The sequence below is a fragment of the Xanthomonas vesicatoria ATCC 35937 genome (assembly GCF_001908725.1).
Classification (GTDB): domain Bacteria; phylum Pseudomonadota; class Gammaproteobacteria; order Xanthomonadales; family Xanthomonadaceae; genus Xanthomonas; species Xanthomonas vesicatoria.
Window position 1 is genome coordinate 831177 of sequence record NZ_CP018725.1, and the last position, 25182, is coordinate 856358.

A 25182-nucleotide genomic window follows, 5' to 3' on the forward strand; every position below is an offset into this window, starting at 1 on the left:
CGCCGATCAGATCTAGGCAGCACTTTCCTGACTGATTCCGCGTCAGCGATGCGCGCTTCTCTGCGATGCCCTGTGCAACAGCGCTCATGGCTGCCTTCAACAACGCACGTTGTGCGTTGCCCAACGATCAAGCTACGTACGCGACGTAAGCGCCGCCACGCGTGCGCGCGAAATCGCTTCAGCCATTGGCCGCGTCGGCGACACTGGCAGGCATGGAATCAGCAACTGCGTGACAGCGGCAGAATCCAGACCCGACAACACAAAACGCCTGGCACCATCGCTGGCAACCAGGCGTCTGGATCAAGCGATCTCGGCAATCAGCGTGGCGCCGTATCCAACTGCACTTGCGCCTTGCCCACCGGGTTACGCGGGTCGCTGCCGCCGCTGAGCACATTGCTACGTTTGTCCCATTCCACGGTCTGCAGGTTGCCCCACACATGGCTGGACCCGCGCCCGCCCTCGGCGGTATCGCCGGGCTGTTTCAGCGCGTGCCCCATCGCCTCGAGACCCTTGGCGGTCTGCGGCGAGAACGCATTGCTTTCGGCGTCGATGACGTCCGGTAGCCACTGGTGGTGATAGCGCGGCAACGCGCTGACCGCCTGCGCATCCAGCCCGGCGTCGTAGCCCAGGATGCCGAGCAACACCATGGTGATGATGCGACTGCCGCCCGGCGTGCCCAGCACGATCGCCTTGTCGGCAGATTCCATGAAGGTCGGCGTCATCGAGCTGAGCATGCGCTTGCCCGGCTTGGGCGCGTTGGCCGCGTAGCCCATCACGCCAAAAGCGTTCGGCGTACCCGGCTTGAGCGCGAAGTCGTCCATCTCGTCGTTGAGCAGCACGCCGGTGCCCTTGGGGATCAGGCCCGAGCCGTACAACAGGTTGACGGTCTGGGTGGCGCCGACGCGGTTGCCTTCGCCATCGATGATGGAAAAGTGCGTGGTCTCGTCGTCTTCCAGCGGCGTGGGATTGCCCGACAACAGATCGCTGGGCGTGGCCTTGTCCGGGTTGATGGTGGCACGCAGGCCTTGCGCATAATCCTTGCTGGTCAGCACGCGCTGCGGCACGTCGACAAAGTCCGGGTCACCCAGGAAGAAGGTGCGGTCGCGGTAGGCGCGGCGCATCGATTCCACCACCAGATGTGTGCGGTGCACGTCATCGAGTTTGTTCAAGTCCCAGCCTTCCAGAATCTGCAGCATCGCCGCCAGCGCAATGCCCCCGAGGACGGCGGCGGCGCGGTGGTGATTTTCCAGCCGCGGTAATCGAACTGGATCGGCGTGCGCTCTTTCACCGAGTAACCGGCCAGCTCCGCGGCAGTCCAATGGCCGCACGCCTGCTTGACGCCGGCGATCAGTTTCTTGGCGGTCTCGCCCTTGTAGAACCCGTCGAAGCCCTTGTCGCCCAGCAGCGTCAAGGTGTGCGCCAGCTCGGGCTGCTTGAAGAGGTCGCCTTCGGCAATGGGCTTTCCGCCGCGCAAGTACACCTCGCGCGTGCCGGGATAGCGCTCCATCACCTCGCGCCGCGAGGCGTAGCCCTTGGCCATGCGCGCGTACACCGGGAAGCCCTCGGTGGCGATGCGGATCGACGGTGCCAGCGATTGCTTGAGCGGCAGCTGGCCGTGCTTGGACGCCAGCTCCACCAGCGCCGCCGGCAGGCCCGGGATACCGGCCGACCACGGGCCGTTGACCGAGCGGTCGCGATCCAGCTCGCCCTGCTTGTTGAGGAATTTCTCCGGCGTGGCCGATTCGGGCGCGTACTCGCGCGCGTCCAGCATCACGTCCTTGCCGGTCTTGGCATCGTGCAGCAGAAAGAAACCGCCGCCGCCCAGCCCCGAGCTGATCGGCTCGACCACCGCCAGCGTGGACGACACCGCAATGGCCGCATCGAACGCGTTACCGCCTTCGCGCAGGATCTGCAGGCCAGCGTCGGTGGCCAGTGCATGGCCGCTGGCCACTGCCGCACCGGGCGGATGCGCGGCGACTGCTGCGGGCGCGGCGGCGGCAGGCTTGGCACCATCGGCGGACCAGGCGGGCGGCGCCAGCACGAACGCCAGCAACAGCAGGCCGCGTGTCGAAAAATGTCGGAAGAAAGTGCTCACGGGGCGGGAGGCTCCTGTTCGTACAGTTCGGGATGATCGCGCTGCAGCTGCATGAGCTTGGCCAGCAATTGATCGTGGGTTTCCGGAATGGCCGGATCCGGGTCGATGCATTCGACCGGGCACACCACCACGCACTGCGCTTCGTCGAAATGGCCCACGCACTCGGTACAACGCGCCGGGTCGATCACATAGATGGTCTCGCCCATCGAGATCGCCTGATTCGGGCAGGCCGGCTCGCAGACATCGCAGTTGACGCACAGCTCGTTGATTTTCAGCGACATATCGACAACACCATGCGATGCGAGGCAGCGCGGTTCAACTGCAGGCGCTGGAACGCAACGTACTGCTGCAGGCGGACGCACATGGCGCGAATCAACCAGGGGACAACGCCGTGGGCGCTGTCGGGCACCGGCCTGGCACGGCCGGCTCCGGCGATGTGCGAAGTCAGCATGCTGCTGGCTCCGCACACGGCGGCCGGCTGCGCCCTCCCGCGCATCCGGCCTGGTGCTGCATTACTTGGCTTCAACGAAAGTGTATTCCACGCCCTTGGGCTGGACGATGGTCTGCACGCGCGCATTCTCGGCGGCATCGCCGATGAACAGAACGCGCACGCCCTTCATCGAATCCGGCTGCACGTCCTTGAACGCGGCCTCGATCAGGTCGGCCATCTTGGTGGAGGCCGACGAACCGAAGGCCAGCATGTTGCCCGGCTGCACGCCACGGGCGAGTGCGGTCTTGACGCTTTCCAGCTGACGCTCGTAGCTGCCGGCAAACTCGGCATCGGACTCCGGCGGCAAGTAGTACAGGAACGGGCTGTTGGTGGTGGCGCCCAGGTTCTGACCAACCACTTCCTGCAGGTACTTCTTCCAGCCCGCGTTGTCGTCCTTGGCCGGGGCCTTCAGCGCTGCCGGAGCGGCAGCGGCGGTCGGCGCCGGCTCTTCCTTCTTGCAGGCGGTGACCGCCAGAGCGGCGATCGAAGCGAGCGCCAGAGCGCGCATGGTGTGTTTCATGAAACTCCTCCCTTTGAAAAGCGTGGTGATGGAACGACAGATGAGATCAGGCCTGCGCGCGGGATTCGCGCACCTGCCGCAAGGCTTCGACCACAGAGGCCGGCACGAAACCGGAGACATCGCCGCCCAGGCGCGCGATTTCGCGCACCAGCGACGACGAAATGAAGCTGTATTGCTCGGCCGGGGTGAGGAACAGCGTTTCCACCTCCGGGATCAGATGGCGGTTCATGCTGGCCATCTGGAATTCGTATTCGAAGTCGGACACTGCACGTAGGCCGCGCAGCAGCACCCCGGCGTTCATGTCGCGCACGAAGTGCGCCAGCAGGGTGTCGAAGCCGCGCACTTCCACATTGGTATGCGCCGCCAGTGCCTCCTGTGCCAGCGCGACGCGCTTTTCCAGCGGCAATGCCGGGCCTTTGGACGGGCTGTACGCCACACCCACCACCACGCGCTCGAACAACGGCGCGGCGCGATTCACCAGGTCGATATGGCCATTGGTGATCGGGTCGAAGGTACCGGGATAGACGGCGGTGCGGCTGTTGGCCACGCTCATACGGAAACTACCGGGGCTGGATCGCTGTTCAGTGTAGCAGCGGCCCGGCGATACAGCGCATAGCGCACCTGCCGGGTGCCCCCTTCGCGATGCAGGTGCCAGCCGGCCGGCAGCTGCAGCGCCGCATCCGCCGGCGCTTCCAGATACAGCCAGGCCTCGGCAGCCAGATGCGCGGGCAGGCGTTCGAGCACGCTGGGCCACAGGCCGGCGGCGAACGGCGGGTCGACGAACACGATATCGGCCTGGGCCGCCGGCGCGCGCTCCAGCCAGCGCAGCGCGTCCTCCTGCAGTACCTGCACCTGATCGGCCGCATCCAGCCTAGTCACCAGCTCGCGCAGCCGCTGCGCCAAGCCGGGGTCGCGTTCGATCAGCGTGGCATGCGCCGCACCGCGCGAGACCGCTTCCAGCCCCAGCGCGCCGGAGCCGGCAAACAGATCCAGCACGCGCGCACCGCGCAGGTGCGGCATCAGCCAGTTGAACACCGTTTCGCGCACGCGGTCGCTGCTCGGGCGCAGGCCCGGCAGGTCAGGCACCGCCAGCTTGGTGTTGCGCCAGCGTCCGCCGACGATGCGCACCTGTCCTTCCATGCCACGCGGCGCCGGCCGATGCGGGCGGCTCATCGCAGCGCGCCCGGCGCTGGCGGACGACGGCGGAACACAGGTGGTACGAGTGGCAGCATGGTTCGGAGTGCGGGCAATGGCCGCCCATGATACCGCTGCGCCCGGCATGCCCGCCCTGCCCCGCTTTGCACCATGCGCGTCACCTTCGCGCAGGCACGCCTTGAAAAAATCCGCCGACGGCCTCATCCCCCAGGCCATCGGCCGCAGTGCGGCCTGGACCACCATGGAGCACGACCCCAATGACCGTTGACACCGACAAGCAGACGCTGGGCTTCCAGACCGAGGTCAAGCAGCTGCTGCAGCTGATGATCCATTCGTTGTACTCGAACAAGGAAATCTTCCTGCGCGAGCTGGTTTCCAATGCTGCCGACGCCGCCGACAAGCTGCGCTTCGAAGCCCTTGTCAAGCCCGAGCTGCTGGAAGGCGGCAGCGATCTGCGCATCCGCGTCGACTACGACAAGGACGCGCGCACCGTCACCATCGACGACAACGGCATCGGCATGAGCCGCGAGGATGCGGTCTCGCATCTGGGCACCATCGCCAAGTCCGGCACGGCCGACTTCCTCAAGCATCTGAGCGGCGACCAGAAAAAGGACGCCAACCTGATCGGCCAGTTCGGCGTGGGTTTCTACAGCGCCTTCATCGTCGCCGACCAGGTGGACGTGTATTCGCGCCGCGCCGGCCTGCCCGCCAACGAAGGTGTGCATTGGTCTTCGCGTGGCGAAGGCGAATTCGAGATCGCCAGCATCGACAAACCCGAGCGCGGCACCCGCATCGTGCTGCAGCTGAAGGACGGCGAAGAGTCCTTCGCCGACGGCTGGACCTTGCGCAACATTCTCAAGAAGTACTCCGATCACATCGGCCTGCCGATCGAGATGCGCAAGGAGCATTACGGCGAAGACGCCGACAAGCCGGCCGAGCCGGAGTGGGAAGTGGTCAACCGCGCCAGCGCGCTGTGGACGCGCCCCAAGTCCGAAATCAAGGACGCCGAATACCAGGAGTTCTACAAGCACGTCGCGCACGATGCGGGCAACCCGCTGGCGTGGAGCCATAACAAGGTCGAAGGCAAGCTGGAGTACACCTCGCTGCTGTTCGTGCCCGGCCGCGCCCCGTTCGACCTGTATCACCGCGATTCGGCCAAGGGGCTGAAGCTGTACGTGCAGCGCGTTTTCATCATGGACCAGGCCGAGCAGTTCCTGCCGCTGTACCTGCGTTTCATCAAGGGCGTGGTGGATTCGTCGGACCTGTCGCTCAATGTCTCGCGCGAGATCCTGCAGTCCGGCCCGGTGGTGGACTCGATGAAGTCCGCACTGACCAAGCGCTCGCTGGACATGCTGGAGAAGCTGGCCAAGGACAAGCCGGACGACTACGCCACCTTCTGGCGCAACTTCGGCCAGGCACTGAAGGAAGGCCCGGCCGAGGATTACGCAAACCGCGAAAAGATCGCCGGCCTGCTGCGCTTCTCCTCCACGCACGACACCAGCGGCGCGCAGAGCGTGGGCCTGGCCGACTACGTGAGCCGCCTGACCGAAGGCCAGGACAAGCTGTATTACCTCACCGGCGAGAGCTACGCGCAGATCAAGGACAGCCCGCATCTTGAGGTGTTCCGCAAGAAGGGCATCGAAGTGCTGCTGCTCACCGACCGCATCGACGAATGGCTGATGAGCTACCTCACCGAGTTCGACGGCAAGTCGTTCGTGGACGTAGCCCGCGGCGACCTGGACCTGGGCAAGCTGGATTCGGAAGAAGACAAGAAGGCGCAGGAAGAAGTCGCCAAGTCCAAGGAAGGCCTGGCCTCTCGCATCAAGGCCGCGCTCGGCGACGACGTCGCCGAAGTGCGCGTCTCGCACCGCTTGACCGACTCCCCTGCCATCCTGGCAATTGGCCAGGGCGACCTGGGTCTGCAGATGCGCCAGCTCCTCGAAGCCAGCGGCCAGGCCGTGCCGGAAAGCAAGCCGGTGTTCGAGTTCAACCCTGGCCACCCGCTGATCGAGAAACTGGATGCGGAACAGGATATGGACCGGTTTGGCGATTTGAGCCGGGTGTTGTTCGATCAGGCTGCGTTGGCGGCGGGCGATAGCCTCAAGGATCCGGCCGGGTATGTGCGGCGGTTGAATAAGTTGTTGCTGGAGCTGTCTGCTTAAGATTTCTTCAATTCCAAGAAAGAAATATAAAAAACCGGCTAAATGCCGGTTTTTTATATAGAGGAATCAAATCAATCACGAACTCTCAACACAGCTACTACTCAGGGAGGGAGGATGCCGCAGAATCGACAGATGTGCTACCCGAGGTCTTGGCTTCGCGCCGAAAAATGGCATCAAGCCGTCTGCGTAGACCAGGCACAGCGTCCATTGCTGCAGAAAATTCAACAGACTTTATAAGTTCATGAAGAGGGCTACCAGCAACATGATTGTCAACTAAACGCAAAGGGAGCTCATCGAGTCTAGTCAAAGCTATGGAGAAAAGCTGCCCTTCCATTAAAGGATCCAATCGGGCAGCTTCGCTACGATAGCCCTCATACGCTGCGGCAAGAGCAGCTTTGTAAGCGTAATCTTCGGCCAACCTGAAACGCTGTCCGATCTGAGTGGTTGCCACCCAAGCTAGCCAAACTGGCGCCCCTAGCGACAAGGCCGCTAAAATAACCTGCACTAAGACCGCACTTATATTTATAGACTGACCCGATTGATTAACCGAAGCGGCCAATATCGATGGAAACCTTGTCGCACCAATACATATAGCACCAACAAGCCCCACCATTAATGCGGCAACCCACAGATATATCGACTTATTTAGATTTTCAGCTTTGCTTGAAAAGGCCTTCGCAAGCCCTTCAGAAGTCGACGCGCGGTAAGCTGCTGCGACACGCGCCATCGTTTTTTCAGCCTCTGCAAGATGCTCCTTCAACTCGACCGATGCTGCATCTGCATGTTCCGCAGCAGCCTTAGCCGCCTGCTCATGCCGGTGCGAGCTAGTCTTGGCAAATTCCACCTCTTTCAGAGCAGCTTCCAGATCTTCTTGGGTAGCCCCGAGATTTTCAGCAAGTTCTTTAGCGGCTGCAATTTTAGCCAAAACCGCCTCAATACCCTCAATTTTACCAGAAGCATTTGACAGACGATCCGCTGCACGCGATGCGTCTCGTTGGATTTTTTGGGGCAATTTCAGCATCTCATCTACGACCGATAATTCGACCAAAGAATCAACATGAATTTTTATAGTTGTCAGTAGAGCCTGAATTCCCTCAGCAACATGCGCAGAACTAAAAAGATTTGGAAGAACAGTCTTTGCCAAATCAACCTTGGCCGCTAGATCGTTAAACCACTCTGACGCATGCTCGTGATTACAGGCCGTCCAGTTATAAGACTCATAACGCTCTGCAAGTGCAGTCGCACTGATCTTTAAGTCGACCGGCTGTATGACGGAGCCATTGTAGTTGAAACCAGCATAAAAAGACTGGGTTCCGCTAGGGTGGCGGGCGCCCAATTCTTCTGCAAACTCGCGTAGCGAACTGCATAGCTTCGCTGCCATCGCTGAAACGTCCTCGTTATCGCTGACAGCTACGGGTTCCGCCATTGTTTTCTCCCCATTAGAAATGATGATCCTAGTTCGACCGCGCGTTCACAGCAACAAGCATGCCCACGGATGTGATCGCTTCCTAGGGAAGGCAGGAACAATGCGCCAGATGCATCAACCCCAACCTGCGGTATGAGGCTGACGCGCAACGTGAGTGCATACGACTGATTTATCAGATTTTCTAGCGGATTGGTGCCGCCCATCAGTGCCCCCCCTTGGTCGGCAACAACTGCCGGCGCACCGCCCAGAGGTTGCAACGCCCACACCTCTTTGAATAGTGATCGAGTTTAGCCGCGTGGTTGCTGATATCGCTTTTGGTCAACCGTTGGGCACAAGCAGCTGGTGTCATGGCCCCGATTTTTTTCTCGGGTTGGCGCTCATTATAGTCGCGTCGCCACCAATCGAGCTTGGCGCGCAGGAACCAATGCTCGTTGAGGCATTCGTCGTGCTGCCTGCAATTGAAGGATTAGACGTAAGAGTTCTGGTTTGGCTTGCTAGGTTGGATCAGACGCCGCTGCCCAACACGCGCATACCCCCGTAGTCTTGCCAAAGAACTCTTCTCCGTTGTCCGTGCAAACCAGTTCTTCGGTCGAACACTTCTTCACGTCAACGTTGCTGTGGGATTCAATTCGGTGAAGCGAGGGGGTCCGTGCCATTGAAAATAGGCCGCGGCTCACCGCCGTATTCTCGCCCAACCCCTCTCCTGAACGGAAAGGGGTTTGATGTTGCATGTCTGAGCTCATTCGAGTGGATGCGGGCATGGTTTCTTTGCTTTCCGGTGCCATGCTCTCTTCAAAGTTAGGGTGGGTTCCCCAGTCATCCCTTCGATATGCGCTTGATGCAGCACTCACGCCGACCCCAACACCCAACATCCGAACGCCGGCCCTGCCGAGTAGCCGGTCTCCGGTTCGATGCGGATCTGCAGGGTGGCGCGGCCTGCTACCGCTGCGGGTAAGGCGTAGTCGATGTCGACGAAGTCCAGGCCGCGATTGCCGTCCAGGCGCTCGTTGGCGATGAGCTCGCCGTCGGCGAGGAGGCGGAAGCGGCGGCGGGTTTCGTCGCCCCAGTAGCGCAGGCGCAAGATGCGGGCCTGGGCGGTGTTGCGCACGGTGAAGGCGATGAAACCACCAGTGCGGGCGTCGCGGCCGGCGCGGCGGCGGTAGCTCAGTGCGTAGGAGCTTTCGCTGGTGAGTGCGTGGGCTTTTTCGGAGGTGTCGTCGCCAAGCGCAACGTGGTCGAGCGCGCGTGTATCCAGGGCTTTTTGCTGTTGCGCGTTGGCGGCTTGTTCGGCCTGGCGTTGCTGCCAGGCAGCGGCGTTGCGATGTTCCAGATAGACGGCGCTGCGGCGGTCGAACTGGGCGTAAAACGGCGACAGACGCCACTGCTGCGCGCCGTCGCTGTACTGGTAATGGCCGTGCGCCGGTAGCGGCTGCAGGCGTTGCAGGACTTCGTCGCCGCCGATCAGCACGGGTGTGGTGTTGTCCCAGGGCGTTGCGGCGTCGCCCAGATCGGCGGCCAGTACCAGCGGGCCGCGCATGACCACCACCCAGGCAGGATCGTCGGAGGTGGGCTCCAGACGCAGCGGCATTCCCAGTTGCAGGGACACGGTGTCGCCAGCGGCCCACACTCGTTCGATGCGCAGGTAGCCATCGACCGGCTGCAAGGTCTGCAGTTGGCCGTTGACCTGCAGCGTGAATGCTCCGGCCCAACCGGGCACGCGCAGCGCCAACGTGCGTGCCGCCGCGGGCGCGGCATCGATCTGCAGTGTGACCTCTCCCCGCTCGGGCAGCGTGCTGCGCAAGCTCAGCGCAAACCCGGCCGCATCGCGCACCGTGGAGGGCACGTACAAATTGACGAAGACGCCCTGCCCGTCCTCCCAATAGATCGAGTCTCCGAACTGGGCGTGCGCCTCCATGCCACTGCCAACGCAACACCAGAAATCGTCGAATGGCGAGGACCAGCCGCGCGCTTCGCCGGCCAGCAGCGGTGTCATGTAGGTGAACATGCCGGTGCGCGGATGCTGCTGCGCCATCACGTGGTTGAGCAAGGTACGTTCGTAGTAATCGAAATGCACCGCCTGTGGTCCCCACTGATACAAGTGCCGGGTGAGCTTGAGCATGTTGTAGCTGGCGCAATGCTCGCAGGTCTGCTCGGTGAGAAACTTCGAGATGCTGTCCGGCTGCTGGAAGTATTCGCGGTCGCCATTGCCGCCGATCACGTAGGTGTGGTGGTCGGTGACGGTTTGCCAGAAGAAGCGCGCGGCCGCACCGGATGCGGCATCGCCGGTGACTTCGTACTCGCGGGCCAGGCCGATCAGTTTGGGGATGTTGGTATTGGAATGCTGGTGGACCAATTCGTCGCGCTGGGCGACCAGCGGGTCGATCACGGCGTGGTGATGCAGGCGCTGCGCCAATGCCAGCCACTGCGCGTCGTCGGTTTGCACATGCAATTCCACGAACGATTCGTTGAGGCCACCGAATTCGCAGGACAATACCTGTTGCAGCTGCGCATCGTTCAACGCTGCGAAAATGCCTTGCAGGTAACCGGCCAGCCCCACCGCCACCTGCAGCGCCTGCGCATTGCCGCAGTGCGCATGCACGTCGAGCAAGCCGGCGAACAACTTGTGCCAGGTGTACAGCGGCGCCCAGCTGCCGTTGAGATAGAACGGTGCCGAGTCGATCTTGCCTTTCTTCAGTTCATCGAAAACGGCGCGGCCGCTTTCGATCTGTCCTGCAGCGTTCTTGCGGGTGAAGCCGGCCACATAGCCATCGCCCGCATGTGCCTGGCAACGCGCCAGTTCGCTGACCAGATACGCGGCACGCGTGGCGCATTGCGCATCGCCGGTTTGCGCATGCATGAGTGCCAAGGCACTGAGATAGTGGCCGAGCGTATGGCCGGCGATGGTGTCCGCTTCCCAGCCGCCATAGGCCGGCGCCTTGGGGTCGAGACCGGCGTACAGCACGAAGTTGTGCAAGAGCCGATCAGGCTGCAGCCGCATCAGATAGCGTCGATTGGTGTTGAGCGCATCCAGAAACAGCGACGGCGTCAAGCGGACCTGGGCCAGCGGCACCGCGCGCATGCGGCCCGGCTGGGCGGCATTGGCATCGGCGGGGAAGCGCAGGAAGCCCGCGGCCACTGCCAGGCTGCTCCAGGCCAGAAAACGCCGCCGCGACAGGGTCAGCGCGTGGTCGGTGGTGCGCACGGTGTTGGATGGCTCGGTCATAAGGTCAGCTTAGCTCCCGCCGCTGCTTGCAGACTGCGCGCGCCGTTGCAGCCCTGATTGCAATCGCGATGTAGGGCCCCCTGCGTCACCTGGTCTGCTGCTGCCCGATCGGATCGGGCAGCAGCAGTGCGATCAGACAGCGGCGTCGACGTGGCCGCACTCAAAACTTCACCGTCGCGCGCGCCCAATAGAACCTGCCGAGCAGATCGTAGGTGGCTACATCGGTGTTCGCGTTGCCGACATTGTTGGAGTAATACAGTGGCGGCTGCTTGTTGGCGACATTGTCCACGCCCACTTCAAAGCGCGTATGCCAGGGCTCGACGTTGTAACCGAGCTGCAGGTTGTTGTAGACGTAGGCGCCGATCTTGCGCACCACCGTGGGCTGGCTGGAGTCGGCCGACAGGCTTTGGTCCGGATCCGAATTGCCGATGGCGGTATTGCCGACATAGCGGATGCGCCAGGTGGCGCTCCAATCGTCCAACGCCCAACTCACCGTGCCCAGTGCGCGCCAGCGCGGGAAATTGCCGTATGCCTGGGTGTAGCGTCCGACGTTGTGGATGGTGACCGAGCTGGGGTCGGTGGTGTCGGGCAGCACATCGTAGCGGGTGAGATAGGTGCCGTTGAGGCCGATGTTGACGTTGCCCCAGGCAGTCGCAGGCAGGCGATAGGTCAGGTTGAAATCCATGCCCTTGGCCCAGAGCTTGCCCAGGTTGACGGTGGGTTCGGCGATGTAATTGATGGTGCCGTTACCGTTGCGATGGATCAACGCGCAGAACGCGCTTGCCGAGTTGGCATAGCACTGGTTGAGCACCGTTTGCGCAGAGACGGTGGTGATGGTGTCTTCCAGATCGATGCGCCACCAGTCGGCGCTGATCGACAGGCCATCGATCCATTGCGGGTCGTACACCAGGCCCACGTCGTAGGACTTGCCGGTTTCCGGCTTGAGTTGGTAGCCGGCCACTGCCGCGCCGGAGACCTTGCCCGACACCTGGCCGTCCGATTGCTGGTAGCTGCCGTCGGTGGGCACATTGGCGCAGGCGACGTTGTTGCCGCCGGTATAGCCGTTGCAGGGGTCGTTGACGGTAGCCGCATCGCCTGCGACGCCGGCATACAGTTCGTTGATGTTGGGCGCGCGAAACACCTGCGAGACCGTACCGCGCACCAGCAGATTCTCGATCGGGCGATACTCCAGCGACACCTTGCTATTGGTCTTGCTGCCCACCGAGCTGTAGTCGGAAAACCGCGTGCCCAGGGTGATGTTGAGCGCGTTGATGCCGGGCAGATCCTTGAGCAACGGGAACAACGCTTCGGCATAGGCTTCCTTGACGTCGAAGCTGCCGCTCAGGGTAGACGAGCAGTATTCGATCACCCCGCACAGGCCGTTTTCGTCGCCGGTCCACAGCGCGTCCGATGCCGTCGTGGAGCGCTCCTTGCGATACGAAAGCCCGGCCGCCAGGCTCGCCGCGCCGGCCGGCAGTTCGAACAACGTGCCGTTGGCGTTGGCTTCGAATTGTTTGACCGTATACACGCTGGTCACGATCGGGTTGACCACCATGCCCTGCAAGGTGGCCAGGTTGCTGCTGTCGTTGAGGTTGAAGAAGTTCAGCGGCGTGCAACCGGCAATCGCCGCGCTCGCGCTGCCGCACTTGACCACGCCATCGCTGTCCAGGAACGACGGCCCGATGGCTTGATTGAACGCGGCATAGTCGAGAAAGCCGTTATTGATCGACTTCTGCTTGACCTTGCCGTAGTTGAAGTTTGCATCCCACTGCCAGGAGCTGTCGCCGAAGCGTCCACGCAGGCCGGGGCTGATCTGGAAGTTGTAGGTGTTGTATTGATAGCTGCGATTGCCCAGCACCGTGGCGCGCGTATTGAGGTCGTTGTACGAGGTGCCGGTGGTGCGGTCGGTACCGAAGTTGACGCCGAACGGGTTGTAGTAGCTCTGCGACGACACCAGGATGTTGTCGCCATTGGAGAAGATCGGGATCGGCGCGATGATAGACGCCGACTCGGTTTTACTGAACCAGGTGTTGACGTAACCCTCGACGCCGTCGCTGAAGCGAAATGTCCCCAGCAGGAAGGCGTTGGTGCGCTTTTGCGGCGTCTGCAACAGATTGAACGGCTGATAGTTATAGGAATCGGCGGCGGCGTCATAGCAGTGGAAATCGCCTGGGCCCGCGCGGCCGCTGACGCCCGCATTGAGCGTCACGCGCGTGCAGCCGTTGGCCTGCCGAAGCTGATTGGACTGATCCGAGCCATCGTTGAAATTGACCGTGCCGGTGGGCGTGGCAGAAGACCCCTGCTTCACCGGCACGCCATCGGTCAGTGCCAGCGCATCTCTGGAGTAGTCGCGCGCACCGGCCGAGACCGGGTCGATGTTGTGGTACGACAACCCGCCGATCAGGCTGCCGCGCTCCCAGGTCTTGCCGGCGGTAAGGCTGAAATTGCGGCGATTGCCATCGCGTTCGCTGCTGGTGCCGAAGTCGCTGCTGAATTGCACGCCATCGAAGCGCGTGCGCAGGATGAAGTTGACCACGCCACCGATGGCATCGGAACCGTACACCGCCGAGGCGCCATCGCTGAGCACCTCGATCCGCTCGATCATGCTGGAGGGAATCGCGTTGACGTCGTTGTAGGCCAGGCGGATGCCGTTGACCAGCACCAGCGTGCGTTTGTCGCCCAGGCCGCGCAGCGAGATCGCCGAGGCGCCGGTGCCACCGCCGTTGTTGGTGTACGGGTTGGTGGCGTTGCCGGCGATCGATGGCAATTCCTGCAGCAGATCGCCAACCGTGGCCTTGCCGGTGGCGGCGATCTGTTCCTGGCTGACGGTGACCACCGGATTGGCGGTTTCGGTATCCACGCGGCGCAGGCGCGAGCCGGTGACCACCACGCTGTCGAGCGTCTGCGTTGCGTCGCCGTTGCCGGCCTGCTGCGCCAGCGCAGGAACCGCCGTGCCGGCGGAGAGCGCCACCAACAGCGCGGTGGCAAGCGTGCTGGGCAGCAGGCGCAGCCCCGTGACGGTGCGGCGATGGATGGGCAGCGACAACATCGACATGCGGGGCTCCTGGTTTGAAGAAAAGTGGATAACCGACGGGCAACACGCGCCCATACCGGCATGCACCAGTGCGGAAAACATCGAAGGCGGACATAGGACACGGCGAGATGCGTCGCCGTGGCGGCAAGGCAGACGTAGACACCTAGCGACGCGCGCGATCGGCATCGATCGCGTCACCGCGCATTGTCAGATGGAAATTGGTTCGTTCGTGGAGTCGCCCATGCGCTCCAATTTCATCGGCTGGTCACAATGTGCCTGTGCGCACGCGCCGCGTCTTGTCGCATTTGTCGCAAGTGCATGCGGAAAACAGCATGGTTGCCATGCGCAATGGTGTGCATTGAAGCATCGCTGCACGCGGGATCGATCGCTTCACGGCCAGCGTCATGACACGACTCCTGCAGATGTCCTCAAAGCAACCTTGTCATCTCTAACCAACCAGACGGCGATCGATGCGGATCGCCGAACCCAGATCGCGCCACTGTTCGATCTACGCACTGCGCTGCCGTGCATCAGACGTACCAGGCCTGCACCTGCACCGCTGCAGTGCCGCGCGACAACGCGACCCGATCCGCATGCGGGCCCTGCAGACGGGCCGGCCGCCCATCGACCAGCACACGCTGCAATCGTGTGCCGGCTGGCGCACGCAGCGTCAGCCAGGTGCGCTCGGGAGCGCGTGTGGGCAGCTGTACCTTTGCATCGATGCGGCGCGCCGTGGTCTCGGTGCGCAAGCGCAGCGTGACCGCGCCCCAGCGTGTCGGTGCTGCGGTCATGCCGACCGCCTCGCCACTGCCCAGCCATGCACGCGGCACTGCGCGCGCCAGAAACAACTGCTCGCCCGCGCTGTCGTCGCTGACCAGCATCCAGCGCAGCAGCAACGGGATGGTCATCTGCGCCGGCATGCAGAACAGCGGCATGCCGCCGGTGATGCCGCTGACCTCGCCGGCCGTCCAGCTGCCGCGCGTATGCACCTGATACCGGTGCGCGTAGACGAACAGCAGATACTCTTCGATGCGGTCCAGCCGCAGCAATTGCTGCGCATAACCATAGGAAATGAAGCCGAGCAGGTCGCGGCTGCCCGGCTCGGGTGGTGCGATATTGGCCACGACGCCGATGCTGGTACCGCCGTGGCCGCGCAGGCAATCGATCACCAGATGAGCGAGATCGTCGGGCAGCACATCGGCCTGCAGCAACTCAGCATAGGCGCGATGCGGCCACTGCTGCTCGCTGGGTTTTTCCTGCAGCAACGATTGCCGAAAGGTCAGCGTGGTGCCCGGCAGTGGGCCGACATATGGCGGCGACAGGTCGCGGCGCACGTTGGCACGCAGGCTGGTTTGGAGCCGGCTGCGCAACTGCTTGGCGCGACGTTGCCATTGCGCCGCCTGTGCCGCATCGCCGCCCAGGGTGCCCCAGACCTGCGCGATATCCTCCCATCCGCGAATGGTCAGCGCGCTGTTGGCGTAGTACGGCTTCCACCACAGCGATGGATCGGGAAACAGGCACGCATCCGATTCGTTCCAGCCATGCAACAGGCCATACCCGGACGCGTCACGCGGCAGCGCCAATGCCTGGTCGTGCAAGTCGCACAGCACTTGCGCCGTGGCCGCGATCTTGGGCAGCCATCGACGCAAGCGCAGCGCATCGCCGGTGTAACGCAGATAACGCGCCAACAACGACAAGGTCAGCCCGAACTGCCCCACCTCCGGCCCGCGCATGTTCGGCAGGCCATCGTCCTGCACGAACGCATCGAAATAGTTGTCGAGTACCGCCGCCGCCTGCGCGAAGCGGCCCCATTCCAGATTGGCGTAGAACGAACTGGTAAAGGTATCCTGGAAGCCGTCGTACTCGTTGCCGTAGTAGTCGCGCTCCACCGCGCCATACTTCGGGTAGTCGCCACCCGGGCGTACCGCCAGCTCACGCGCGAACGCGAATTGCGCCATGTCATTCCAGCTGGCATCGGGTAAGTGCGCCTGCACCGTTCCGTCCAATGCCTGCTGCCAATACGCCGCGAAATCGATCAGCGCCGCGTAGAACTGCTCAGCGGTGGCAGGCGTCCGCATGCTGCCGAATGCTGGATAGCTGTGGGTGTAGTGCACTGCCACGATCTGCCCGCCGCGGACCTGCATGGTGCGGTGCCAGGTCTGCACCACAAAACGGTCGCTGGCACGTACATCGGCAAATACCAGCACGTCGTACCAGGCGTCGGGCTCACCCGCTCGGCGCATCACCTTGCGCACCGCCGGCATCCAGCCACCGAGCATGCCTTCCTCGCGGCGTTTGATCAGCGCCTCCTCGCCAAGCTCGGTGAAGGCATGTTCCGGCCGCGAGGTCCGGCTGCGGCCATTGGGCAGGATCGGCATGGTGTCCAGCGCTTCGCGCGTGCCGACAAACGTGGTCCACGGCCAGCGCCCACCATTGTCCTTGGGATCCAGCAACGAGGCCGGCGGGGGCGCAACATCGCGCACCTGCGCCTCGTCCGGGTCGCCATCGCGCAGCAAGCGATCGGCGAGCAGGTCGGCGTCTGCCATCGCCACCTGCGCCAGCGGCATGCCGAAGTACGGCGTGCCCTCGGCTGGATACGCCGGCTCTGTGCGCTTGTCCAGGCGCAACATGCCGCTGTCCGTCCACAGCGTAAGTTGGCCCTGCGCATCGTCGAGATGCTCGTAGACGGTCCACGTCTGCTGCAGGTGCATGAAGCTGCACAGTGCGGTGCCGACATGCGCAGCCGAAGGCAGCGGCTCCAGACGCGGCCGTGCCGGCGGAGGCGTCGGCAGCGCCGCCGCCGCTGTGGCCGGTGGGGCAAGCACGGCACCTGCACCGACCGCCGCTGTGGCCGCCATGCCCTGACGCAGAAACGTTCTACGGTCCATCGTTGCGCCCTCGAATGATCGCTGCCCATCGTGCGCGCCTTCGCGCACCGCGTCTTGTGACCGCGGTCGGAGACCGGTGCGGAAATCTGCATAGAGCTGCGGCGCATCGACTGCCTGCAGGCGTGCTCGTGGGGGCCGTGGCTGCGCCAGCGCGCAAGCACCATGTCCCGCGCGGCATGCTGTCGCAGGATCTGAGGCGAAGGTCGCTGATGCTGGCCTTGCTGCAGGCCGCTTCCCTTGCGCGACCGCAGGTCCATTGTTCGATGTGTCAGTGCTTCGCATGGCGATCGATCGCACGTGGCGATGGCGGCGCAGACAACCAACGCATTGGGGTTGAATGCACACTGCCGTGCAGGCGTCGGCCGTGCTTGCTGCGCTGTTCGTTTGGCACCCACCGCTATCGGCTCACCTACCTTGATGGAGTTTTCCCGCATGTACACGATCCTCGCTGGCAGTGAGCGCCGTACCGCAGCCTCCACTGTCGAGGCCGGCCAACCACCGCAGGACGAGCGACTGCGCGTCTTGCTCGCGGTGCGGATGCCGGCATTGAATGCCGCCGCCGAGGTGCTGCTGCAACTGCAGGCCAACACGCTGCCGGTTGCGTTCACGCGCGCGGAGTTCAGCGAGCGCTTCGCCGCCAGCGCGTCAGACCTGCAGGCCGTTGCCGACTTTGCCGCCAGCTATGGCCTGGTGGTCGAGCGTGCCCATGCAGACAGCGGCAACGTGATCCTGGAAGGCACCGTGCAGCAATGCGAAGCTGCATTCCAGGTCAGCTTGCGCGACTACGTAGATGGCGCGCTGCGCTATCGCGGCCGCACCGGACCGGTGTCGATTCCACAAGCCCTGGCCGGCATCGTCACCGCCGTGCTCGGGCTGGACGCGCGTCCGCAGGCGCAGACGCTGCCCAGTACGCCAGACACGTCTGCGGCCCTGCCCACCCCAACACAGCCGCCTGCGCCTACCGCCAAGCAGGATGGTCCGATCGTGCAATACACACCGCCGCAGCTGGCGCAGCTGTACGGCTTTCCCGAGCACGACGGGCACGGGCAGTGCATCGCCATCATCGTGCTGGGGGCCGGTTATGCACGCGAACAGATGGCCGCCTATTTCGCGCAGCTGGGTGTGCCCATGCCCACGCTGGTGGATGTGCTGTTGCCCGGTGCGACCAATACGGTGAGCAGCGGCAGCACGAACGCCGATGTCGAAGCACAGATGGACATCCAGATTGCCGGGGCCATCGCACCGGGCGCCACGCTGGTGCTGTATTTCGCACCCAACACCGACAACGGCTTTCTGGAAGCGGTCAACACCGCCATCCACGACACCGAGCATTCCCCCGGCATCATCGCCATCAGCTGGGGCTTCACCGAATCGCAGTGGACTCCGCAATCGCGTCAGGCATACGACTGTGCGTTCCAGGCCGCCGCATTGATGGGCATCACGGTGTGCGTCGCCGCCGGAGACGATGGCGCCAGCGACGGGCAGCCGGGGTTGAATGTCTGCTTCCCCGCGTCCAGCCCATTCGTGCTCGCCTGTGGCGGCACCCGGCTGCAGGTCACGGCCGACAGCGCCAACGAGCAGGCGTGGGTAAGCGGCGGCGGCGGGCAAAGCAGGTTCTTCGCGCGCCCGGCCTGGCAGAAGGATCTGCACCTGACCGATGCACAGCATCAGTCACTCCAACTGAGCATGCGCGGTGTCCCCGATGTGGCCGCCAACGCCGATGCGCAGACCGGCTACTACCTGTCGATCAACGGGCAGCCGGCGGTAATGGGTGGGACCAGTGCCGCCGCACCGGTGTGGGCTGCCCTGCTGGCACGCATCTACGGCGCAAACGGGATGCGCCCCCACTTCGTGCCGCCGCGCCTGTACGGCCAACCGGATGCGTTCCGCGACATCGTCGCCGGCGACAACACCGGCTTCCGCGCATCCATCGGCTGGGATGCCAACACCGGACTGGGCGTGCCCGACGGCGCACGCTTGACTACCGTGCTGCGACCCGGCTGAGCGCGATACGCGCGGTTATCGTCGTTGTGCGCACGGCGGGGACGATAAGCGCGCTGCAAGCGTGATGCCCGCCGCCTGGACCATGCGTGCCGAGATGGACACCAGCGCTGTGCGCGTAACGCGAGCCGTGATCGATGCTGCCGCGCCAGGCCAGCGCGCTGCTTTCAGGCCAGTACGTCCAACAAGCTGCCCACCGCTTCATCGGAGCGTCGCAGCACGGCGGCATTGGCCTGGAAGTCGTTGCGCGCCGATAGCCCGTCGACCAGATCGGTGACCGGAGCCGACGGGTCAGACACCGCATCGACCACGTTGGCCGCCACGCCGCCATTGGCCTGCGTGCTGGCCGCCACCGCCTGACGCGGGCTGCCGTCCACCGGTTGGCGGGCGACATTGCTGGCGGCCACCTGCTGACGCAGCGCGGCGGCCTGCATTCCGGAACTGGCGATGCTGCTGATGCTCATGGTGGCTCCGTTACGCAAGTGACTGAGGGACGCGGGATGCAATGGCGTGCGGCAATGCGGGCTTCAAGGGCAGGCTGGCAACCCTGCGGACGGCGTCGCCGCAGCGCCTGCAGCCCTCAATAGGTTCCGACGCGCACCCGCAACACCACCGGTTCGGGACTGGTGGGGCCCCCACGGCCGAAGTTGAGCCCGTAGTCGGTCTGGTCGCCGTTGAGCTGCTTTTCCACCTGCCAGCGCCCGTCGACATACCGCCCCTGCTCCACCCGCAACAGTTGCCCATGACGGGTATCGGCCGCCTCGCGGAAAAATTCAATGCGCGCGGCCATGCCGGTGACCAGAAACTCCTCTGGCCCCAGCTGCGCCACCAGCAGCCGCCCGCCGTGGTCGTCGTTGCCCGGCAGGATCGCCGGCGCGTCGCCCCACATCGGTGCCCCGAACGAGACCTTGGCCTGCCACTCGCCAAAGCGAAGCGTGCGCTGCGGCATGCCGGGCTGCTCGGCCACGCCTTGCAGGCGACCTTCGAACGCGGCCTGCGCCAGCACCCGCTGCAACGGCGCCAGCAACTGGAAATTGGCCGCATGCGCGGCGATGGCGGCCCGATTGGCCTCGCTGTCCGGGTTGCCATCCATGCCGAAGATCGAGAAGCCCACCCCGCCCTGCCCCAGCACATGGAACAGGTACGGCGCCGTCGCCGCTTCGAAGCCGGTCTCCGACACCCAGGCCGGGTTGTCCGGCCGCGCGTACTGGCCGATGACCTTGGTGTATTCGTTGTAGTCGTTGGTATAGATGTCGGTGCCGATGAAGTCGATCGATGGCGTGGCCGCGCGCCACAGTGCGAACACATTTACCGTGGCGCCGCCGGACGGGTAATCCATGCCCGGATAGCGCTTGCCCTTGTAGCGCAGCCAGGTGTTGACGTAGAGCGGCAGCGGATACGCACGCTTGCCGGCGGCGGCCACCTGCTCGATGTATGCCGCAGTGGCATGCGCGTTGAACGCCTCGGCCGCCTCCGCACCGAACAGTTGTTGCCAGCTGCCCTGCGGTTTGCCCAAAGCCTGCGCAATCGCAGCCGGCACCGGCTGCGCAAACGCCGCCTCGCCGGCCGGGCCATGGTCGCGCACCGTGCCGATGGCGCCCGGCTCGTTTTCCACCTGCACCAGGATCACCGTGTGGCGGTCGCCATCGACCTTGCGCAGGTGCTGCATCAACGCGGTGAACGCACGCGCATCGGCTTGCATGTTGGCAGCTACATGTGGCGACAAGACATCCACCGGCACGCCATTGGCATCGCGCATGCGCGGGTAGGTGGCGTCGTCGCGCTTGATCCACTCCGGCACGTAATGCATCTGCCCGTTCTTCCAGCTGCCGAACCACAGCAGCGCCACGCGCAGCCCGCGCTTGCGTGCGCCGGCGATCAAGGCATCCACGTTGGTGGTGTCGAAGCGGCCCTGCACCGGCTCGAACTGCTCCCAATACACCGGCGCTTCCACGGTGTTGGCATGCAGGGCGACCACCTCGTCCAGCGCCTTGGGCAACACCGCCGGCCAGGCGCTGGAGTTGTGCAGCTGTGCGGCCAGGACGGTGTACGGCGCACCGTCGACGAAGACCGCATGGCGACCGTTCTGGCTGACGAAGCGCGGCATCTCTTCGGCGTACGCTGCCGGCGTGATCGCACTTGCCAGCAGCGACAACGCACACAGGCAGACAACCGCGCGACCACGCTGGCGCAGGGCGGATAAAGGGGCAAACAGCATCAGCGAGCCTCCGGGGCGGACGAATTCCAGTGCGGCGTGGGCTGCCCGAGAAGGTGGCGCACGAAGAAGTCGTACTGGCGGCGTTGTACATAGTCGATCGGCCCGCTGGAGCGGCCCACCGAATGCTCGCCGCCCGGCACGTTGAGCAGGTCGAAGTCCTTGCCGGCCTTGATCAAGGCATCCACCACCTGCGCGGTGGAGGCCGGGTCCACATTGCTGTCCTGCTCGCCGACGATCAGCAGCAGATCGCCCTGCAGCTTGCCCGCATTCACCACGCCCGAGGCAGCGGCATAGCTTGCATCCACCGGCCAGCCCATCCACTGCTCGTTCCAGCTGATCTTGTCCATGCGGTTGTCGTAGCAACCAGCAAACGCCACGCCCACCTTGTAGAAATCCGGGTGACGTTCCAGCGCGCCCAGGGTGCTCTGTCCACCCGCCGATGCGCCGTAGATGCCGACGCGGCTGATGTCGTAGGACGAGTCCTTTGCAGCGAGCGCGCGATGCCAGGCAATACGATCGGGGAATCCGGAATCGCCCAGGTTCTTCCACGCCACGTCGTGAAAGGCCTTGGAGCGGTTGGCGGTACCCATGCCGTCGATCATCACCACGATGAAGCCCAGGTCCGCCTGTGCCTGCATGCCGATCTGCTTGTCGCCGCCGGAGTGATAGCCGAACGGCCAGAACGTCTTCGGCACAAAGGAATCGTGCGGGCCGGCGTAGATGTTCTCGATTACCGGGTAGGTCTTGCGCGGGTCGTAATCGCGCGGCCGCACCACCACGCCCCAGATGTCGGTGCGGCCGTCGCGGCCCTTGGCGACAAAGGTCTCCGGCGCGCGCCAACCTGTGGCCAGCAGCCGGTCGATGTTGCCCTGCTCCACCTGCTGCAACAGCCGCCCATTGATGGCATGCAGCTCCATCACCGGCGGCAGGTCCGGGCGCGAATAGACATCGACGTAATGCCGGCCATCGTCTGCAATCGCCACCTCGTGATCGGCATCGGCGGTGGTCAGCCGGGTGAGTTTTCGCCCGTCGAAATCCACGCTGTAGAGCTGCCGGTAGTACGGGTCCTTGCCCGCATCCATGCCGCTGGCGGTGAACCAGATACGGCGCTGCGCCTCGTCGACCTTCAGTACATCGCGCACCACCCATGGCCCGCGGGTGAGTTGGCGCTTGGGCTTGCCGCTGCGGCCATCGAACAGGTACAGGTGCCGCCAGCCGTCGCGCTCGGAGATCCACAGAATCTCGTTGCCATGCGCGTCCACCTCATGATGAAAGCTGCGGTCGGCATAGACGAAGGTGCGTGCGTCTTCGGCCACCGCCACCTGCGCACGCCCGCTGCTGGCATCCACCGAGATAACGCGCATGTGCTGAAAGCCGCGTTGCACAGACTCAAAGCTCACACTGCGCCCATCCGGCCGCCATTGCAGCGGCGACAAGGAATACGGCGTGGCAAACAGCGCGTTGTCCACCACGCGCCGCGTGCCATCCACCGCCAGCAGCACCGGCCGTTCCACATCCACCGCATCGCCCGGCTTGGGATACAGCTGGGTGTGCACCACCGGCTCAAGGCGTCCTGCCGGCGCGGCCTCCACACGCGTCACCCGGCGCGCAGTGCCCGGCCGCACCCGATACACCGCCAGCCGCTGCGAATCGGGCGACCAGGCAATGCTGTCCGGATCGAAATAATCGTCGGCGCGGCCATCGTCGGTGCGCTGCACCAGCTGGCCATCGGCCACCCGGCGTACGACCAGGTTCCAGCCATCGGCCAGCGCCTCCCACTGCCCGTCGGGCGAGCGGCGCGGGGTGGTGTCGGCGGCCACGTCCGGGTCGCGCACCACGCCAAAACCGCGCGGTCGCTGTAGCAGCTGCGGCTGCCGGCCGGGGGCATCGGGCGCGCATTGATACGTGGTCAACGTGCAGCGCCAGGGGGCATCGTTGATAGCGAATACGATCGCGCCGTCGTCGCGCCCGCCTTCCTGCGAATACGCAAACTGCTCGAACGGCAACGCCAATGCCGCATAGGCGGTGCCGGTGGCGGCCTGCAGCGCCTGCGCCACGCGCGCCTGGTCGAAGGCCGGTTGCTTGTGCAGCGTAGCCACATCCACGCGGACGAAGGCGAACCCACCAGGCACGGTCTTGCGGTAATAGAACCTGCCATCGTCCTGCCATTGCGCTGGCCACGCGACGTTTTCGGTCAGCGTGCTCCAGTGCGCGCGCAGGCCGAGCGAGCGTTGGTAGTCGGCCACCGTCGGCGCCGCTTGCGCATTGGCCGTGAGCCACAGCATGCATGCGGCCACGACGCGCGCCGCCCGCATGATCCGCGCAGCACGTCGGGCCTCATTCGCCATCGTCTTCTTCCAATGCCAGTTCGTCGCTACGCAGGCCGCTGCGTGCGCCCCAGTGATAGATGAAGAAGGCAATCACCGCCACGCTCAGCGTATCGAACGGATGCGCGATCCAGCCGTGCCCGCCGAAGGTGCCGGCCCACGACACCGCCATCACCAGCACGAAGAACACGATCAACCACAGCGATGCGCGTACCTGCCGCAGCAAGCGGGCCCTGCCCTCGCGCGAGGGCAACCGGTACAACACGTATAGCGCGAACGCGAGCACTTGCAGGCCCAGCAGCCACGACAAGGTCGGCCAGGTGGACCAGTACACGATCAAGGCCGCCACCATGAACGACAGCGGCCCCAGCACCGTCAGACCGCGCACATAGAACGGCCGTGGCAAGTTCGGCGCACTGCGGCGCAGTGCGGCGACCGTCACTGGCGCCACCGCATAGCTCAGCACCAAGGCCGCCGATACCACGCCGATCAGCGTCTCCCACGACGGAAACGGCAGCGTCCAGAAGATCGACAGCCCCAGGCTCAACCACAACGCCGGACGCGGGATCCCCGATACCGGGTCCACCCGCGTCAGTACCGGCAAGAACCCGCCGCTACGCGCCCAGCCATACACCACGCGCGGCGTGGCATTCATGTAGATATTGCCGGTGCCGCTGGGCGAGACCATCGCATCGCAGATCACCAGTGCAGCCAGCCACGCCATGCCAAGGGCGAGCGCGATGTCGTGGTACGGCAGCGAAAGTGCCTTGTCGATACCGCTCCAGCCGTGCGCCAGCTGCGCGGCCGGAATGCTGCCCAGAAAGGCGAGTTGCAGCAGCACATAAATCACCGTGGACAGCGCCACCGACAGGATCAAGGCAATGGGAATATTGCGCTGCGGGTCGCGCACTTCGCTGGCCACCGACACGATGGGGGTCAGCCCCAGGTACGCAAAGATGATGCCGCCGGCGGAGATCGCCGCTTCCACCCCGGCCATGCCCGACGGTGCGAACCCGTGCACGCTCAGGTTGTCGGCGTTGAAGTGCTTCAGCAGCAGCACGATCACCAGGATCGGCACCAGGAACTTGAAGATGCTGACGATGTTGTTGGCCAGCGCAAAGGTCTTGACGCTGAAGTAGTTGAGTACGAAGAACAGCAGCAGCAAAGCCAGCTGCACCAACCAGCCCAACACGCTGGGATGGCTGCTACCCGGCTGGCTCAGCCACGGAAACCACGCTGCCGCATATTGGCGCGCGGCCTCCACCTCGATCGCAATCAGGCTGGAAAACGCGATCAAGGTGATGAAGCCGGTCAACGACCCCAGCAGCGCGCCATGCGAATACTCCGGGTAGCGCACCACCCCGCCGGCGCGCGGCAAGGCGGCGCCGAGTTCGCAATACACCAGCCCCAGCAGCAACACCGCAATGCCGCCGAGGATCCACGACAGAATGCCGGCCGGTCCCGCGATCGACGACACATGGCTTGCGGAAAACAACCACCCCGAGCCGAAGATGGAACCCAGGCCGATAAAGGTCAGGTCGGTCAGGCTCAGTCGCTTGTGGAACTTGCCTTGCGTGGTCGCACCGTGTGTGGTCATACGTCGCCCCGAAGAGTGGAAAGCGCGGTGACGGCGGCAACGCCTC

Annotated in this window: 16 protein-coding genes and 2 pseudogenes; 2 read left to right on the top strand and 16 right to left on the bottom strand. The window is 64.2% G+C overall.

Annotated features, from left to right (window positions below; all coding sequences use genetic code 11):
- Positions 1-317 precede the first annotated feature (317 nt).
- The 6 genes and pseudogenes from ggt to rsmD form a co-directional block, all read right to left on the bottom strand.
- Positions 318-2095, bottom strand: a pseudogene (gene ggt, locus BJD12_RS03635) (gamma-glutamyltransferase).
- Positions 2092-2376 carry a YfhL family 4Fe-4S dicluster ferredoxin gene (locus tag BJD12_RS03640; protein ID WP_003489796.1) on the bottom strand — a complete coding sequence of 95 codons (285 nt, stop codon included), beginning with the start codon at positions 2374-2376 and terminating at the stop codon, positions 2092-2094. The pseudogene ggt and the gene BJD12_RS03640 overlap by 4 nt, the downstream one beginning before the upstream one ends.
- The gene (locus BJD12_RS03645) at positions 2367-2546 is read right to left on the bottom strand and encodes a hypothetical protein (RefSeq protein WP_228861696.1); all 180 of its coding nucleotides are present in this window, start codon (positions 2544-2546) and stop codon (positions 2367-2369) included. The genes BJD12_RS03640 and BJD12_RS03645 overlap by 10 nt, the downstream gene beginning before the upstream one ends.
- A gap of 61 nt (positions 2547-2607) precedes the next feature.
- Entirely contained in the window at positions 2608-3105 is a 498-nt protein-coding gene (locus BJD12_RS03650; protein ID WP_005990481.1) for a hypothetical protein, read from the bottom strand.
- Positions 3106-3151: 46 nt separating this feature from the next.
- The gene (coaD, locus tag BJD12_RS03655; protein ID WP_005990484.1) at positions 3152-3658 is read right to left on the bottom strand and encodes a pantetheine-phosphate adenylyltransferase; all 507 of its coding nucleotides are present in this window, start codon (positions 3656-3658) and stop codon (positions 3152-3154) included.
- Positions 3655-4278 (bottom strand): 16S rRNA (guanine(966)-N(2))-methyltransferase RsmD, encoded by a 624-nt coding sequence (gene rsmD, locus BJD12_RS03660; RefSeq protein WP_005990486.1) that lies wholly within the window; start codon positions 4276-4278, stop codon positions 3655-3657. The genes coaD and rsmD overlap by 4 nt, the downstream gene beginning before the upstream one ends.
- 239 nt (positions 4279-4517) lie before the next feature.
- Here rsmD and htpG point away from each other — a divergent pair, with 239 nt between their 5' ends.
- Positions 4518-6422, top strand: coding sequence for a molecular chaperone HtpG (htpG, locus tag BJD12_RS03665; protein ID WP_005990488.1), 1905 nt, complete (start codon positions 4518-4520; stop codon positions 6420-6422).
- 97 nt (positions 6423-6519) lie between these two features.
- On the opposite strand, the gene BJD12_RS24070 is transcribed toward htpG, so the two are convergent.
- The 6 genes and pseudogenes from BJD12_RS24070 to BJD12_RS03690 form a co-directional block, all read right to left on the bottom strand.
- A complete protein-coding gene (locus tag BJD12_RS24070) occupies positions 6520-7848 on the bottom strand; it encodes a hypothetical protein (RefSeq protein WP_155616242.1) in 1329 nt (442 codons plus the stop codon).
- Positions 7849-8146: 298 nt separating this feature from the next.
- Positions 8147-8432 (bottom strand): annotated as a pseudogene (locus tag BJD12_RS24875) (integrase core domain-containing protein); the annotation flags it as partial.
- Positions 8433-8695: 263 nt separating this feature from the next.
- A complete protein-coding gene (locus BJD12_RS03680; protein ID WP_005990492.1) occupies positions 8696-11071 on the bottom strand; it encodes a glycoside hydrolase family 127 protein in 2376 nt (791 codons plus the stop codon).
- 160 nt (positions 11072-11231) lie between these two features.
- A complete protein-coding gene (locus tag BJD12_RS03685) occupies positions 11232-14126 on the bottom strand; it encodes a TonB-dependent receptor domain-containing protein (RefSeq protein WP_005990495.1) in 2895 nt (964 codons plus the stop codon).
- 244 nt (positions 14127-14370) lie between these two features.
- The gene (locus BJD12_RS24075; protein ID WP_155759265.1) at positions 14371-14511 is read right to left on the bottom strand and encodes a hypothetical protein; all 141 of its coding nucleotides are present in this window, start codon (positions 14509-14511) and stop codon (positions 14371-14373) included.
- A gap of 124 nt (positions 14512-14635) precedes the next feature.
- Complete coding sequence (locus tag BJD12_RS03690; protein ID WP_042827799.1) at positions 14636-16993, bottom strand: glucosidase family protein; 2358 nt, start codon at positions 16991-16993, stop codon at positions 14636-14638.
- Positions 16994-17425: 432 nt separating this feature from the next.
- Here BJD12_RS03690 and BJD12_RS03695 point away from each other — a divergent pair, with 432 nt between their 5' ends.
- Positions 17426-18997, top strand: a complete 1572-nt coding sequence (locus tag BJD12_RS03695) for a S53 family peptidase (RefSeq protein ID WP_005990498.1) — start codon at positions 17426-17428, stop codon at positions 18995-18997.
- 164 nt (positions 18998-19161) lie between these two features.
- Here the strand turns inward: BJD12_RS03695 and BJD12_RS03700 are convergent, their stop codons facing one another.
- From BJD12_RS03700 to BJD12_RS03715, 4 genes are all read right to left on the bottom strand, one after another.
- Complete coding sequence (locus tag BJD12_RS03700) at positions 19162-19458, bottom strand: flagellar basal body rod protein FlgC (protein ID WP_005990500.1); 297 nt, start codon at positions 19456-19458, stop codon at positions 19162-19164.
- A gap of 116 nt (positions 19459-19574) precedes the next feature.
- On the bottom strand, positions 19575-21212 hold the full coding sequence (locus tag BJD12_RS03705; protein ID WP_050812856.1) for a DUF5597 domain-containing protein: 1638 nt from the start codon (positions 21210-21212) through the stop codon (positions 19575-19577).
- Positions 21212-23560, bottom strand: coding sequence for a S9 family peptidase (locus tag BJD12_RS03710; RefSeq protein ID WP_042827794.1), 2349 nt, complete (start codon positions 23558-23560; stop codon positions 21212-21214). Before BJD12_RS03710 ends, BJD12_RS03705 begins: the two co-directional genes overlap by 1 nt.
- On the bottom strand, positions 23550-25136 hold the full coding sequence (locus tag BJD12_RS03715; protein WP_005990505.1) for an APC family permease: 1587 nt from the start codon (positions 25134-25136) through the stop codon (positions 23550-23552). The genes BJD12_RS03710 and BJD12_RS03715 overlap by 11 nt, the downstream gene beginning before the upstream one ends.
- Positions 25137-25182: the final 46 nt, after the last annotated feature.